15 protein-coding genes are annotated in these 15,880 nt (G+C 42.4%); 12 read left to right on the top strand and 3 right to left on the bottom strand.

What is annotated here, in order from left to right; genetic code table 11:
- Positions 1-12: 12 nt before the first annotated feature.
- On the bottom strand, positions 13-939 hold the full coding sequence (locus CYK47_RS00910; protein ID WP_122898007.1) for a pseudouridine synthase: 927 nt from the start codon (positions 937-939) through the stop codon (positions 13-15).
- 101 nt (positions 940-1,040) lie between these two features.
- Between CYK47_RS00910 and tsaE the strand changes: the two genes are divergently transcribed.
- From tsaE to hfq, 4 genes are all read left to right on the top strand, one after another.
- The gene (gene tsaE, locus CYK47_RS00905) at positions 1,041-1,517 is read left to right on the top strand and encodes a tRNA (adenosine(37)-N6)-threonylcarbamoyltransferase complex ATPase subunit type 1 TsaE (protein WP_122898142.1); all 477 of its coding nucleotides are present in this window, start codon (positions 1,041-1,043) and stop codon (positions 1,515-1,517) included.
- A complete protein-coding gene (gene mutL / locus CYK47_RS00900) occupies positions 1,510-3,462 on the top strand; it encodes a DNA mismatch repair endonuclease MutL (protein ID WP_122898005.1) in 1,953 nt (650 codons plus the stop codon). Before tsaE ends, mutL begins: the two co-directional genes overlap by 8 nt.
- Before the next feature lie 5 nt (positions 3,463-3,467).
- Complete coding sequence (gene miaA, locus CYK47_RS00895) at positions 3,468-4,412, top strand: tRNA (adenosine(37)-N6)-dimethylallyltransferase MiaA (protein WP_122898003.1); 945 nt, start codon at positions 3,468-3,470, stop codon at positions 4,410-4,412.
- A gap of 96 nt (positions 4,413-4,508) precedes the next feature.
- Positions 4,509-5,024: an RNA chaperone Hfq gene (gene hfq / locus CYK47_RS00890; protein WP_122898001.1), complete on the top strand. Its 516-nt coding sequence runs from the start codon at positions 4,509-4,511 to the stop codon at positions 5,022-5,024.
- A gap of 86 nt (positions 5,025-5,110) precedes the next feature.
- Here the strand turns inward: hfq and CYK47_RS00885 are convergent, their stop codons facing one another.
- On the bottom strand, positions 5,111-6,415 hold the full coding sequence (locus CYK47_RS00885) for a peptidylprolyl isomerase (protein ID WP_122897999.1): 1,305 nt from the start codon (positions 6,413-6,415) through the stop codon (positions 5,111-5,113).
- A complete protein-coding gene (locus tag CYK47_RS00880) occupies positions 6,415-8,874 on the bottom strand; it encodes an LPS-assembly protein LptD (RefSeq protein ID WP_122898140.1) in 2,460 nt (819 codons plus the stop codon). The genes CYK47_RS00885 and CYK47_RS00880 overlap by 1 nt, the downstream gene beginning before the upstream one ends.
- A 120-nt stretch (positions 8,875-8,994) precedes the next feature.
- Here CYK47_RS00880 and CYK47_RS00875 point away from each other — a divergent pair, with 120 nt between their 5' ends.
- The 8 genes from CYK47_RS00875 (at position 8,995) to msbA (ending at position 15,877) form a co-directional block, all read left to right on the top strand.
- Positions 8,995-10,008 (top strand): aminoglycoside phosphotransferase family protein, encoded by a 1,014-nt coding sequence (locus tag CYK47_RS00875; protein ID WP_122897997.1) that lies wholly within the window; start codon positions 8,995-8,997, stop codon positions 10,006-10,008.
- On the top strand, positions 10,009-10,698 hold the full coding sequence (murU, locus tag CYK47_RS00870) for an N-acetylmuramate alpha-1-phosphate uridylyltransferase MurU (protein ID WP_122897995.1): 690 nt from the start codon (positions 10,009-10,011) through the stop codon (positions 10,696-10,698). It begins immediately after the preceding gene.
- An 81-nt stretch (positions 10,699-10,779) separates the two neighbouring features.
- A complete protein-coding gene (gene rsmG, locus CYK47_RS00865) occupies positions 10,780-11,412 on the top strand; it encodes a 16S rRNA (guanine(527)-N(7))-methyltransferase RsmG (RefSeq protein WP_122897993.1) in 633 nt (210 codons plus the stop codon).
- 25 nt (positions 11,413-11,437) lie between these two features.
- Positions 11,438-12,214 carry a ParA family protein gene (locus tag CYK47_RS00860; protein WP_122897991.1) on the top strand — a complete coding sequence of 259 codons (777 nt, stop codon included), beginning with the start codon at positions 11,438-11,440 and terminating at the stop codon, positions 12,212-12,214.
- Complete coding sequence (locus tag CYK47_RS00855; RefSeq protein ID WP_122897990.1) at positions 12,211-13,101, top strand: ParB/RepB/Spo0J family partition protein; 891 nt, start codon at positions 12,211-12,213, stop codon at positions 13,099-13,101. Before CYK47_RS00860 ends, CYK47_RS00855 begins: the two co-directional genes overlap by 4 nt.
- Before the next feature lie 15 nt (positions 13,102-13,116).
- Positions 13,117-13,725, top strand: coding sequence for a MotA/TolQ/ExbB proton channel family protein (locus CYK47_RS00850; protein ID WP_122897988.1), 609 nt, complete (start codon positions 13,117-13,119; stop codon positions 13,723-13,725).
- Positions 13,725-14,153 (top strand): ExbD/TolR family protein, encoded by a 429-nt coding sequence (locus CYK47_RS00845; protein WP_122897986.1) that lies wholly within the window; start codon positions 13,725-13,727, stop codon positions 14,151-14,153. Before CYK47_RS00850 ends, CYK47_RS00845 begins: the two co-directional genes overlap by 1 nt.
- Positions 14,150-15,877 (top strand): lipid A export permease/ATP-binding protein MsbA, encoded by a 1,728-nt coding sequence (gene msbA / locus CYK47_RS00840; protein ID WP_122897984.1) that lies wholly within the window; start codon positions 14,150-14,152, stop codon positions 15,875-15,877. Before CYK47_RS00845 ends, msbA begins: the two co-directional genes overlap by 4 nt.
- The last annotated feature ends 3 nt before the right edge of the window (positions 15,878-15,880 follow it).

The raw sequence follows: 15,880 nt of genomic DNA, 5'->3' as shown, positions 1-15,880 counted from the left end.
TAATACTAAGTTTTAAATGACATTGTCATTACAAGGTAATTGCAAGTCAAGCGTTGAACTGAATTGCATTCGCTTGCCGGTGATTGGATCTGTAAAACTGATCTCTTTTGCGAGTAGCTGTAATGGTGCACTAAAATCATCATCGGCTTTATGACACACCGTAGGATACAAAGAGTCATTTAAGATCGGAATGCCTAAATGATGCAGATGCACACGTAATTGATGTTGTTTACCGGTTTTTGGTTTTAGCTCATATTTAGCAAATGCATCATTACATTCAAGTACATGAATCAGCGTTTCGCTATTGGCGGGTCCTGCCATAACTTGCATGGTATAAAACGGCTGTCCTTTTTGCATATTGAGTTGTACAGTCTGTGGAAAATTTAACTCAGCATGATAAGGGGCAATAGCATGGTAAGTTTTTTGCACCACGCGTTCGGCAAACATTTGCTGATAAGCACCACGACTTGAAGATTTCTTGGAAAATAACACCACACCCGCAGTTTCACGGTCAAGGCGATGAATAGGGGTTAAATCTGGATTTTGCGTGCGTTTTTTAAGGCGTACCAGTAGAGTTTCTTGGACATAATTGCCGCTTGGACTCATCGTTAAAAAATGCGGTTTATCGACCACCAAGAGGTGTTCGTTTTCAAATAAAATCTGTTCTTGAAACGGCACATGAATTTCATGCGCTAAAAAACGATAATAAAATACATGCTGATTGGCACGATAGGCGCTGTGTTGGGTTAACTTTTCACCTGTTTGGCTGTACACCAAACCGTCATCAAAACGTTGCTGCCATTCTTGTACTGCAATATGGGCAAAATTTTCGCTTAAATAAGCAAAGATGCTGCGAGGTACAGGTTGAATGGACGGTAAAAACACTTTACTGGCGCTAACGCCATCGAGCATGGGAGGAGTAAATGCTGAGTCAATCATGCCAAGCCTTGCTAAAAAATATACAATTCCACTGCTGAACATGGGCATTGCAACAGGGCAATGTTATGATATTCGATCTTTCCCATCCTGTCGTGAGTATTATGCAGTATTCCTTCCAACTTCAATTGAATAATGAAAACGATACCCAAGCATTAGCAGAGGTGTTAGCTGCTCACTTTAAGCAAGGGATTGTCTATTTAATTGGTGATCTTGGGGCAGGTAAAACCACGCTCAGCCGTTATTTTTTACATAGTTTAGGTCATCAAGGTGCGGTGAAAAGCCCAACTTATACTTTGGTAGAGCCGTATCAAATCAAAGGGCAAGATGTTTTTCATTTTGACTTATATCGTTTAAGTGACCCCTATGAACTTGAACTGATGGGCATTCGTGACTATTTAGATACCCCAAATGCGCTATTTTTATTTGAATGGCCGTCTAAAGGTGGTGACGAAATTCCAGCTGCTGAACTGATCATCAATATTGAAAAATCAGCCGATGAAATGACCCGTATCGCTACTTTAAGCAGTAATCATGCCCCATTACAACACGCTTTGGAGACACGTTTTAACCATGAATAATGCTGTCAGTGTACGCCGTATTCAAACCTTAAATGCAGCACTTGCTAACCAAATTGCCGCAGGGGAAGTCATTGAACGCCCTGCATCCGTGGTCAAAGAACTACTGGAAAATGCCATTGATGCTGGGGCAACAGAGATTAGCATTCGTGTGGCACAAGGGGGCAGTACACTGATTGAACTGATTGACAATGGGCGTGGCATCCATCCTGATGATCTACCACTGGCGGTGATGCGTCATGCCACCAGTAAAATTTATCATGCCGATGAATTACACGCGATTGTTAGTTTAGGTTTTCGTGGTGAGGCTTTAGCCTCTATTGCTGCCGTGTCACGCTTAAGTCTGACCAGTAGCCAAGATGATCAAGGCATTGGTTATAGAGTCGAAGTCAATGGTACAGCATTTAATGGCGATGAGATACAAGCCGTTGCTGCGCAAAAAGGCACCCATATTCGGGTTCAAGACTTATTCTTTAATGTGCCAGCAAGACGTAAATTTTTAAAAAAGCCGGGCACAGAATTTGCGCATATTGAAGAAGTGGTGCGCCGCTTGGCGCTGATTCATTTTGATATTCGTTTTGTCTTAGAACATAACGAGCAAATACGTTTAAATCTACCTATTGCCGACAGCGGTGAATTGCGGATGCAGCGCGTGCAGCAGCTTTTGGGGAAACAGTTTAGTCAAAATGCCTATTGGATGGATGCTCAAGGGCAGCATCTACGTTTGTCGGGTTGGTTGGGGCATCCCTCAGATGCAAGATCACAAGCAGACTTGCAGTATGTATATGTCAATGGGCGAATTGTCAAAGACAAGACCATTAGCCATGCGTTAAAAATGGCCTACGAAGGCATTTTACATGGGCATCAATATGCTGGTTATTTATTATTTTTAGAAGTTGATCCACATGAAGTGGATGTCAATGTACATCCGACTAAACATGAGATCCGTTTTTTAAATCAACGTGAAGTGCATGAGTTTGTGCGTCATCATGCCAAAGCGACATTGGCACAATTTCAAACGGCAACAGCAGATTTGTCCGAGGCGATGAAGCCAGAGCCTATCGGTGTGGCATCTTTTGCAGCTCCACAGCCCACCCAGCAAGAACAATTGGCATTACATCGCCCAACAACCGCTGTGGTGGCGGACGCTGCGCCAGAGTATAGCGATAAGCCAAATTTTAGATCAGGGCAAAGCGTTGCTTATCAGCCACGTAGTCAGTATCAACCGTCACAGCAGCTTAATAACGCTATACAAAGCTATTTAGCGCCATTACGTGATGATCCACAACCTAATATGGCCACGCAAGACATCATTACTGAGTCTATGCCTGCTGCACCAATCCCTCAAGCTGTGGTCGATGAATTTCCTTTAGGTACAGCCATTGCTCAATTGCATGGCATTTACATTTTGGCGCAAAACCATGAAGGCTTGATTATTGTGGATATGCATGCCGCACATGAACGTATTGTATTGCAAAAAATGAAAGCCGCATGGGATCAGCCAGAGTTTTGGACTTCACAACAATTGTTAATTCCAAAAGTGGTGAGTATTAGTCGTATGCAAGCCTTGCGCGTCAATGAGTTAAAGCCACAGCTCATGCGTTTAGGTTTAGAGATTGACCAATATGGTGAAGACCAAGTCATTGTGCGCGGGGTGCCGGCGATTTTACAAAAAGCCGATTTTGCAGCCTTAGTGCCTGAATTGCTCAATGATTTAGATCCCAATGACCAAGCTGCGGCTTTATTACAAAAGCGTGATGAAATTTTAGCAGGCATGGCCTGTCACGGTGCCGTGCGTGCGCACCGTATGTTAAGTTTATCTGAAATGAATGCCTTATTGCGTCAGATGGAACACACTGAATTTGCCAGCCAATGTAACCACGGTCGCCCAACATGGCGCGCCTTTCCATTGGCACAGCTCGATAAACTTTTTGCTCGAGGAGAGTAGTTTTCATGTCAACACAACTGCCGGTCATCAATTTAATGGGACCTACTGCAAGTGGTAAAACCGCTTTGGCATGTGAACTGTATGAACAAGGTGGTTTTGAACTGATTTCAGTGGATTCTGCTTTAGTATTTAAAGATATGGATATTGGCACAGCCAAGCCCACCCAAGCTGAGCAGGCTCAATATCCGCATCATTTAATAGATATTATTAGCCCATGTGAAGTGTATTCCGCAGCCGAATTTGTCAGTGACGCCAGTTGTTTAATTGATGAGATTCATGCGCGTGGTAAAACCCCGATTTTGGTGGGGGGCACTATGCTGTATTTTAAAGCTCTACTTGAAGGTCTGGCCGATCATTTACCGAATGCTGACTATGATATTCGCCGTGCCATTGAAGCGAAAGGCGATACACAAGGTTGGGATACAGTATATGCAGAGCTGTGTGCGGTTGATCCTAAAGCGGGTGAAAAGTTTAAGCCGAGCGATAAACAGCGTATTATTCGCGCGCTCGAAGTTTATCAGTTAACAGGTAAGCCAATTAGCCAATTGCAAGCAGAACAGCCAAAAAACCTACCATATCGCTACAACTTTCATAATTTTGCTTTAATGCCAGATCGTGCAGAATTACATCAAAGAATCGCAAAACGCCTTGATATAATGTGGGAGATCGGATTTTTGCATGAGGTGGTTTCACTTATGGAAAAATACGATTTAAGTCCTGAAATGCCATCTATGCGCTGTGTTGGCTACCGTCAAGTATTAGATTTTCTACAAAAAGGTGATACAAGTCGCGAAAGTTTACAGGAAATGCAGGATAAAGCCCTATTTGCAACACGACAACTGGCCAAACGTCAATATACTTGGTTACGTTCTTTGCAAGAAGCGCATCAATTTCAAACATATTTAACCATAAAGCAAGCGCAAGAAGACTTGCGAAACCGTTACAGATAAAGCAAAATTTAATAGCTATCTTTTTTATAAATTTTAATTGAAAAATAAAGATAGATTTTTTGCGCTGATTTTTAAATTATTTTTTGGAGTTATAACATGTCTAAAGGTCAAACTTTACAAGATCCGTTCTTAAATTCTCTCCGTAAAGAACGTATTCCAGTGTCTATTTTCCTTGTGAATGGTATTAAATTACAAGGTCACATCGAATCTTTTGACCAATACGTTGTTCTATTAAAAAATACAGTAAGCCAAATGGTTTACAAACATGCAATTTCTACAGTAGTTCCTGCACGTAATCCACGTCCTGCGGGTGCGCCTGCGGGTGGCCAAGCTGCGGGTGGCTTTGGCGGTCAAGCTGCGGGTGGCTTCGGTGGTCAAGGTGGCTTCGGCGGTCAAGGCGGCTTCGGTGGTCAAGGTGGCTTCGGTGGTCAAGGTGGCTTCGGCGGTCAAGGTGGCTTTGGCGGTCAACCGAGTGGCGGTTTTGGCGGTCAAGGTGGTTTTGGTGGTCAAGGTGCTGGTGGCTTCGGTGGTCAAGGCGGTTTCGGTGGTCAAGGTGGCTTTGACAACGATGCAAAATTTGACGATGCACAAGAAGACGATAACAATCGTTAATTAGGCATAAAAAGAAAGCCTCGCATTTGCGAGGCTTTTTTTATGGCGCTTTATGAGCAAGTACTGATCACAGCCAGTGGCTAATTTTAAGATGGGTTTTTCTTGCTGTCTAAACGTGGATCTTTAATTTCGACATAAGCATTGTTACGCACTTCACGTAGCCAATTGTCGAGTTCGGTATTAAATTGACGTTCGGCCAGAATTTGGCGTGCCACACGTTGTTGGTATTCTTCGGTCATATCATGCTGACGTGTATCTGTTACTTGCAGGATATGCCAGCCAAATTGGCTTTCAAACGGTTGACTAATCTGACCGACTTGAGCGGCTTTCATTTGACTTTCAAACTCTGGCACCATCATGCCCAAATTCACCCAGCCTAAGCGCCCACCGTCACGTGCTGAGCCCGGATCATTCGAGAAGGTGGCGGCCAAAGTGGCAAAGTCTTCGCCATTTTTTAAGCGGCTATATAAATTGTCAATCATTTGCTTAGCCATATCTGGACTCACCACTTCTGAGGTTTTAATCAAAATGTGGCGGGTTTGGTACTGTGGCACAATGACTTTTTTCTCAGTCGACTTACGCTCAAGTAGTTTCATGACATGAATACCATCAGTGGATGGAATCAGCTCCGAAACTTGACCTGACGCAAGTGGGGCAATACGTGCCGAGAGTTCGGCAGGAATGTCGGATAAGGCACGAAACCCCATATCAGCACCTTGCACATCGCTACCATTTTGGCTAAAGCGTTTGGCAATCTCATTAACATCATTGCTGTTTTGTAAGGCAGCTTTCACTTGTTCTGCCACTGCTTGTGCATTTTGACCTGAGATACGCATATGTAAAACATGTGCTTGTGTGCCGAGTGCTGCTTGCCCTTGTGGAGTTTTTAAGAAGTTTGCCACGTCTTGATCACTAATTTTGATACGTGAGTTGACTTGTTGTTGACGTACGCGTTCTAAGCTTAAATCAGCGGCAATATTGGCACGTAAATTGGCATAGCTACCTTTTTGTTTGCTATCAATGCTTTTTTGGAAACTTTCTAAATCTTTAAAGCCATTTTGTTTAGCAATGGCCAAAGTTGCTTCATTTAAGGTTTTTTCATCTAAAGGCACGTTGTAGCGTTTGACTTGCTCAAGCTGTGCTTGACGATCAATAAGTTGTTCCAATGCCATTTGGGCGAAATACGGCTGTGGTGGTACTTCACGTTTTTGCGCAGCAAATTGTTGTTGCATTTGTGCCATGGCTTGCATGACATCACTGGCCAAAATCACGCTATTATCCACTACAGCCACAATTTCATTATTGCTTTGGGCAAAAGTTGGGATGCTGGTTGACATCAGCACAGCCAATGCAGTTGCTTTCATTAAATGTTTTAACTGTTTCGTCTTCATTAACGCTGTGTCCAAGATTGCTGAGTTTTATCAAAACCTAAAATACGGTTTTGCATTAAAGATACAAGTTTATTATTGAAACCGCCTAAGCCTTTTAAGCTAAATTCTGCCATTACGGCACGTTTGGCTTTGCTATCTGGTGAATTGACATCGTCTAGATCGTTATAATAAGAACGACCATAGACCGACACACCCCAACAGCACGATTCGTAGTTAATCCCGAGTAAGTATTCACGGCCAACATTGTTGTCAATGTCATATTGGGCATGACCTAAAATACGCCATTGCTCAGAGATTGGTTGGATAAACGATGCCACCACTTGATCATAGCTGTCTTGACGGTTGGCTAAGTTCTGACGATAGAAATAACCGACGTTATACAGTTGACCAAGGTCATTGGTGTAGAACATCTGTAGATCGCGCTGTGCGTTATCGCCATTTGACATCCATGCGCTATTGGCACTCACTAACACATTTTCTGACAATTGACTCGCCAAACTCAATACAGGTCCTGTACGACTTTCACGGTCAAATTCATCACTTTGGTTGTTTAATGTTACGCGGCGATCTTCAAAGAAAAAGCTTTGTCCAACGCTGGCTTTTAAACGCTCTAAACCGACATCATCAAATAAGCTGTAGCTTAAACCCAGCGATGCAAAGTTATTGTCTTCTAAACGGTCGTTGCCATAGAAGCGACGCGGACTAAACAATTGGTCATAGCTAATCGATGCATTCACCGAGTCAAAGTTTGGATAGCCTTGTTGTTCTTCATAAGGTGCATAGGCATAGAACACGCGCGGCGTTAAGGTCTGTAAGAAATGACCTTCTTTTTCAAAGGTTAAACCTGCATCTACACTGAACTGCGGTACAGTCACCGACTTATTTTTGCTGGATGAGTTGGTTTGGTTTTGCGCGTCGCGGGTATCTTGGTCAAAGAAGGTATTGACGTTACGTACCGATACTTCAGGCAAGATATATGACCATGGGGTACGGTAGTTATAACGCACTGCAAAATCATTATACAAACGTGTACCGCTTGGTTGCAGTGAGTCAGGATTATTGCTACTGAATAGATTTACATCTTTTTTAAAGTAAGCGGTGTCGTTGTTATATTCGTATTGTAAGCCTTGTGGATCACCGCCTTTATAGTTGAGTAAGAACTGCGGTAAACGCGCATAAGGACGGTCGACATCTGGAATGCTTTTATCTAGAGTTTGGAAATCTTCAACTTTGAGCTGCGCTTTTAAGCCAGGTACACCATTACGGTAATTGAGTTCCCAAGCGCGACGTAAATTCAGATCAGTTTTTGAGTTCGGGTTGTTGTCTAAATCAGTAAAGACATCTTTATCCGACGCATAGTTGTAATCTAGGCGGGTATTTAATTGATCGTTGATTTGCCAATCATGGTTAAAACGTAAGTGCTTACGATCTTCACCAGCATAGTCATCATCAGATGGTAAATAACCACCAAAGAGTTCACCTTGACCAAAGTTTTCGGTTAAGTAGCGGAATTCACCTTCTAACATCGCACCACGGCTGCCTAAGTAGCGTGGTGTCACGGTCGCATCAAAATTAGGTGCAAGGTTTAAGTAAATCGGCAGCGAAATTTCAGGGCCACCATCACTGGTATAACCAAAACTTGGCGTGAGTAAACCCGTGGTACGGCGATCATCAATTGGGAAGTTAAAGTACGGTACCGCTAAAACAGGGGTGTCTTTAATATACAGCTTGGTACCACGCGTTTCACCGCGACCCGTGTCACGATTCAGCTCAATTTCATCTGCCTGAATTTTCCAGGTTGGTTTTTGCTGCGGCGGACAGGTGCTGTAGGTGGCGTTATTTAACACCACCACATTGTCAGAGGTCTTGGCTATTTTTTCGGCATAACCATAAGCATGCTGCTGCTCTGCAATGTAATAGCTATTATTTAAATCGCCTTGTTGGGTTTTTAAATTGTAATTAATTTGGTCACTTTGTGACAGTAAACCGGCTTGCGACATTTGCACCCGACCTTCGGCGCTGGCGAAGGTTTGAGTTTGGTCAATGGTAATTTTATCGGCACGGATTTCACGCCCTGGCTGGCTAATCACCACGTTGCCTTCTAAAACAGAATCACCGCTTGGATTGTAGTGACCATAGTCTGCAGTTAAGGTTGACGTGGCATCGTTTGGGTCAACGGCTTTGACATCTGCCCCAATTGGAGTCACCCATGCACCTTGGCAATACGCAGCAGTTAAGGCTTGACCATGACGTTGCTGTGCCTCTGGACTGGATTTATCAACATAATACTGCTCAAAAAATGCCTGCCCTGGGTAGGTATCATTTAAACTTTGTTTTAGTTGTTGATTATCAAGCGCTGATGGCCCATCCATAGAATCAGCATAACTGGAAATTGAGCTACCACATAAAAGGGTAAAAATCGCAGTCGCTAAAGGATTAAATTTAAACTGATGCTTCATTTGTCTCATTAACCAAGAGTGCTTAATCGCAATTAATTATGGTTGCATCATAGAGAAAAAGTTGATAAGTAGCTACACTTAGCACTTTAAAAACTCAGCCTGTTTTAGAATTTATCGCAAATGAATACACAACGTGAACAATTGATACAAACATGGATTCAATCCGTACTCGGTTCAGATCAATTTGAAATTAATTTTCTGGCAGGCGATGCGAGCTTTCGGCGTTACGCACGAATTGGCTTTGATCATAAAACATTTATGTTGATGGATGCACCGCCTGAGAAAGAAGATTGTGCACCATTTATTAAAATTGACGAATTTTTTGCCGAAAATGGCGTGCGTGTGCCGCAAATTATTGCCAAAGACCTGACACAAGGCTTATTACTCTTAGAAGATTTTGGTGATGTGCTGCTTTCGACTTTATTAAACGATGACACCGTCGATGCATACTATGCACAAAGCTTTAAACAACTAGTTCAATTACAAAGCATTGATGGCACAGATGAGTTTCCTGAATACAGTTATGAAAAACTGATTTCTGAGATGGAGTTACTCACTGATTGGATGTTGCCATCACTCAATATTCAGCCAACTCAAGAACAAAGCGCCTTAATTAAACGCAGCTTTGCGATTTTAGCCAATGCAGCGTTGGCACAGCCACAAGTGATTGTGCATCGTGATTTCCATAGCCGTAATTTAATGCAAATTACCGGTGAAACGGATTTAGGCGTCATTGACTTCCAAGACGCCGTGATTGGTGCGGATACTTACGATTTAATTTCGATTACCCGTGATGCTTATGTGCAATGGAATCCTGAGCGTGTCTATACATGGTTTAAAGTGTTCTATGACTTGTTACCTGAAGCACAAAAACAAGATCGTGATTTTGCCCAATTTAAAAAAGATGCCGATATGATGGCGATTCAACGTCATATTAAAATCTTAGGGATCTTTGTGCGCTTATTTGAACGTGATGGTAAATCGGGTTACTTAAAAGATTTACCGCGTGTGATGTGGTATTTACGAGAAGAAAGTAAGCCGTATCCTGAACTTGAGTCATTGATGCAGTTTATCAATGATGTGGTCATGCCAAAATTTGCGGAAAAATATGGCACTTACGAGGTAGTTGCTTAAATGAAAGCCATGATTTTAGCAGCAGGTTTAGGCAATCGTATGCGTCCTTTGACGCTGCATACGCCTAAGCCTTTGCTGAGCGTTGCTGATAAGCCCTTAATTGTTTGGCACATCGAAAAGCTCAAACACATCGGCATTACACAGATCGTAATTAATACCGCATGGTTGGCTGATAAATTGGTAGAGGCTTTAGGCGATGGTGCTGCGCTTGGTGTGAACATTTTATGGTCACACGAAGGTGAGGGTTTAGAAACCGCAGGTGGCATTATCAATGCTTTGCCATTACTTGGTGATGAGCCGTTTATTTTAGTCAATGGTGATGTTTGGACCACGATGGACTTTGCGCCACTTTTAGATGTGCAGTTAAACGAAAATCTAGCGCATTTGGTCTTGGTGGAAAATCCAATCCAACATCCAAATGGCGATTTTACCTTAAGTGCAGGTCGTGCTTATACCTTTGAACAAGGTGTAGGTGGCGAGAATCTTACCTTTAGCGGTGTTTCTGTCATTCACCCTAAAATGTTTAGCGGTTTAGACGCAGGTAAACGCGCTTTGGCACCTTTACTTAAAGCGGCCATGTTAGACGGCAAGATTGCGGCATCAAAACTACAAGGGGATTGGGTAGATGTGGGTACGCCTGAACGTTTAACGCAATTAGATCAGCAAATTCGTGCCGGACACTACGCTTAATTGTGTGTTTGCTAAACAGTATTGAGCTGTGAGTTGATTGATAAATCGGTATACTGCCACTAATTTTTTTGGGATAACGTTATGCATCCGTTTTTTAAAGACCTGCAACAAGGCGCACAAGCATTAGGCTTAAACTTAAGCGAAGAGGCTTTAAATTTACTGCTCAAATATCAAGATGCACTGGTGCTTTGGAACAAAGCCTATAACTTAACGGCAATTCGTGAACCTAAAGAAATGCTAGTGAAGCATCTACTCGATAGTTTGAGTATTTTAAATGACTTACCTGAAGGTCGTTTGCTTGACATTGGTACAGGTGGCGGTATGCCGGGTATGATCATTGCGCTATGTCAACCTGAGCGCCAATGTGTATTACTGGATGCCAACGGCAAAAAAATTCGTTTCTTAAAACAATTTATTGCTGACTTAAAATTACAAAACGTCATTGCGGTACAAACGCGTGTCGAAAACACCGACAGTATTAACGAATTGGGTCAATTTGATGTAATTACCAGTCGTGCTTTTGCGTCATTAACAGACTTTGTGAATGCATCAAAACCGTATATGCATCAAGACAGTATTATTGCATCAATGAAAGGCTTGATTCCTGAAGAAGAAGTCGAAGCATTTAAAACCCAGTTTAAGATTGATATTGTGGCCTTAAAAGTGCCACGTCTTGATGAACAACGTCATCTCATTTTAATGAAACAACTTTAATTTTTTCTAAGGATTAGGATTTACCATGGCACACATTATTGCGATTGCGAACCAAAAAGGTGGCGTAGGTAAAACCACAACCGCAGTAAATTTGGCTGCCTCGCTTGCAGTATTAAAAAAACGCGTGTTATTGGTTGATATGGACTCTCAGGGCAACGCCACCATGGGTTCTGGGGTACAAAAAAACGATCTACTTTACTCTGTCACTGATGTGCTACTGGGTGAGGTGCCGATTGAAACCGCGATTACTAAAGCAGAAGTGGGCTATAAAGTTTTAGGGTCTAACCGTGATTTAGCTGGCGTTGAGCTGGCGATTGCTGAGCAAGACGGACGTGAGTTTATTTTGCGCGAAGCCTTAAAACAAGTAGAGCACAGTTATGATTTTATTATTATTGACTGCGCACCGAGTTTAAGCTTAATTACTATTAATGCCTTGGCTGCGGTCGAAGGGGTGATTATTCCGATGCAGTGTGAATATTATGCCTTAGAGGGTTTGGCTGATCTCACCCAAACCATTGATCGTATTCAACAAGCGGTAAATCCAAATCTAGAAATTATTGGTGTATTACGTACTATGTATGATGCACGTAATGCCTTGACCCGTGACGTTGCTGAAGAATTGCAACAATACTTTGGCAAAAAACTCTATGATACTGTGATTCCACGTAATGTGCGCTTAGCTGAAGCCCCTGCACATGGTTTACCTGTGATCTATTTTGAAAAGAGTTCAAAAGGTGCAGTAGCATACTTAAATTTTGCTGCTGAAGTCATTAAAAAAATTAAAACAGGAGCTAAAGCATGACCATTAAAAAACGCGGACTAGCTAAAGGTCGTGGTTTAGATGCCTTATTGGGTTCGATTCAAAAAGAAAAACTACAACTTGAAGCACAAAGCTTAGACCACGGTCAACTCAAACAGCTCAACGTGCATTTACTCAAACGTGGTGAATATCAGCCACGTCGTTCTATTAATGAACAAGACTTGCAAGAGCTTGCAGCATCCATTGAAAAACATGGCGTCATGCAACCGATTGTGGTACGCCCTGTAGAGGGTGATGAGCAGCGCCCGTATGAGATTATTGCTGGTGAACGTCGTTGGCGTGCAGCGCAATTGGCAGGTTTAACTGAAATTCCTGCGATTGTGCGCGATTTACCCGATCAAGTGGCCATTGCTTTAGCTTTAATTGAAAACATCCAACGTCAAGACTTAAATCCAATCGACCAAGCGATGGCGCTACAGCGTTTTCATGATGAATTTGGTTTAAGCCATCAAGAAATTGCCGAAACGGTCGGTAAAGCGCGTACCACTGTCAGTAACTTATTGCGTTTACTGACTTTAGCGGAACCCGTTAAAGATTTAATGCAGCAAGATTTATTGGATATGGGTCATGCACGCGCAATTTTGACGCTTAAGCCGAAAGAGCAAGTCAAGATTGCTGAATTAGTCATTGAAAAAAGTTTGTCTGTACGTCAAACCGAACAATTGGTACGCGATTTAAATACCCCAAAACAAGATCGTGTTAAACCTGAGCTTGCAGCAGATATTCAGCAATTAACCCAGCGTTTATCAGAACGCTTTAGTGCCGATGTCAAAATTGATTATAACAAGCATGGCAAAGGTAAATTGGTCATCCATTATCATTCTTTAGATGAATTAGATGGCATTTTAGATATCTGTTTAGCAGATTAAGAGGGAATTATAGGCATGTGGGAGTTGGTAAAAGCAGGCGGTTGGCTGATGTTGCCGTTAATGCTATGTTCTATCTTTATGTTGGCGATTAGCTTAGAACGCTTAATTCGCTTAAAACGTCAAACCATTCTCCCAAGTGCCTTATTGTTGCGCGGTGATGAAAATCCGCAAGTGGTCATGGATGCCTTGCATCAAAATGCCCAGCTGAAAGATTCAACTTTGGGTCGGATTTTTATGGCAGGCGAGCTTAGCCGTTTGCAAAGCCCTGAATATGCACGGGCGCAAATGGAAGCGGTGGCCTCAGAGGAAATTGGCTATCTAGAAAAAAATATTAATTTTCTAGGCACCTTAAGTGCAGTTGCACCGCTATTGGGTTTGTTGGGAACGGTACTTGGGATTATTGAATCTTTTTTAATTTTAGATTTAAGTAACCATAGTAATCCTACGTTAATGATTCCAGGGATTTCTAAAGCCTTAATTACGACTGCGGTGGGTATGTTGATTGCCGTGCCTGCCTTATTTGCCTATCGTTATTTTCAACGTTTAGTGCAAGAATATGTAGCTGTGCTTGAACAACAAGCCACGCTGTTTCATGCTGCTTACTTTTATCAAAAAGGTCAGTGATGAAGTTTCAGCGTCGCCAAATGACCGATGATATTCATATCAATCTCACCCCGATGATTGATTGCTTGTTGTTTATCTTAATTTTTTTACTGCTCTCGACCAGTTTTAATCAATATAGTCGTATGAATTTGACGTTGCCAGATGCCCAAGGCGTGCCGAGCAAGCAGTATGAACATAAAATTGAAGTGGTGGTCGATGCTAAAGGGCAATACACTTTAAATGGTCAAAGCTTAAATAGTCAGCATAGCCAAGATTTAAGTCATGCCATACAACATATTGCCAATCAACGCCGTGACTTGATGTTGATTATTGCCGCAGATGCCAAAGCCTCCCATCAAGATGTGATCCGTGTCATGGATGTCGCCGGTCAGCTGGGTTTTGTTAATATTAATATCAGTACCAAAGTGCCTGCTCGAGGTGATGAGTGAATCAAGATTTAAAGATCTATATGCGTTTGCTGGGTTATTTAAAACAGTATTGGGGCATAGCGATCTTAGTAGTGTTGGGTTTTACCATCAACGCCGCAACTGAAGTGTCTGTTGCAAAACTACTGGAATACATTATTACGGCCATCCAAGGCAAAGACCAAAGTTTTACCACCTTATTTCCAATTTTGGTGGTCTTGCTCATGTTTTTCCGTGGTTTAGGAACCTTTATGGGTGGTTATTTTACCGCGGTGATTTCACGTAATCTGATTTTTAATGTACGCCAAGAAGTGTTTGCTAAATTGCTGCGTTTACCGTCGCAATATTATTTAGACAATACCAGTGGGCATATTACTGCCAAAATCATGTATAACGTGGAGCAGCTCACGGCTGCCTCTACCGAATCTTTAAAAACCATTTTGCAACAAGGTTTGATTGCTTTAGGGTTAATGGGCTATTTGATTTACAGTAACTGGCGTTTGACCATCTGTATTTTAATTTTTGGGCCACTCATTGGGGTGATTATTCGCCAAGCTTCAAAGCGTATGCGTAAGTTGTCTAAGCAAGTGCAAAATACCATGGGTGATGTCAATCATGTGGTACAAGAAACCGTCAATGGGCATTTGGTGGTGAAAGGCTTTGGTGGTCAGACTTACGAGCAAGCACGTTTTCGTGACAGCTCTTTGGAAAACTTACGCCGTGGTTTAAAAATGGTGGCGGTGCAGCAGCTCAATAGCCCTGTAGTGCAGTTTATTATGTCACTGGCGATGAGTATTATTATTTGGATTGCGCTACGTCCAGAAATATTACGTGAAACTACGGCAGGTGAATTTGTGGCGTATATTACCGCCGCGGGTATGTTAGCAAAACCAATCAAAGCCTTAACCGATGTCAATGAAAAATTACAGCGTGGTATGGCAGCAGCGCATTCAGTGTTTGAATTATTAGATTTACCCGAAGAGCAAAATACAGGCACGCAAACCCCAGTCTTAAAAGGTCAGTTAAGCTTACAAAATGTCAATTTAGTTTATAGTGATGGCCATCATGCGATTCATGACTTTAATTTAGAGGTCAAAGCGGGACAAACTGTTGCATTGGTGGGGCGCAGCGGTGCGGGTAAAACCTCGTTGGTCAATTTATTGGTGCGCTATCAAGAACTCAGCAGTGGGCAAATTTTATTTGATCAATATCCAATTCAAGACATTGAAATGAATAGTTTGCGTACTCAAATCGCAATGGTCAATCAACAAGTGGTGCTGTTTAACCGCACGGTGCGCGAAAATATTGCCTATGGTCAGCTTGAAGGTGCAACTGATGATGAAATTATTGCCGCTGCCAAAGCCGCCTATGCACATGACTTTATTATGCAATTGCCACAAGGCTACGACACGGTGCTTGGGGCACAGGGTCTTAATCTGTCAGGTGGTCAACGCCAACGTATTGCGATTGCCCGTGCCATCTTAAAAAATGCACCGATTTTGATTTTAGATGAAGCCACCAGTGCCTTAGATAACGAATCAGAATACTTTATTCAACAGGCCTTTGATGCTGCGATGCAAGATCGTACCACGATTGTGATTGCGCATCGTTTATCGACCATTGAAAATGCTGATATTATTGTGGTGATGGATCAAGGGCGTATTGTTGAGCAAGGTACGCATGCAGCATTACTGGCCAAGCAAGGCGCGTATTATCAATTGCATCAACGCAATTTTGAGGAGCATTGATCG

Source organism: Acinetobacter sp. B51(2017), from assembly GCF_003711395.1.
Classification (GTDB): domain Bacteria; phylum Pseudomonadota; class Gammaproteobacteria; order Pseudomonadales; family Moraxellaceae; genus Acinetobacter.
This window is presented reverse-complemented; position numbering and strand designations above follow the sequence as displayed.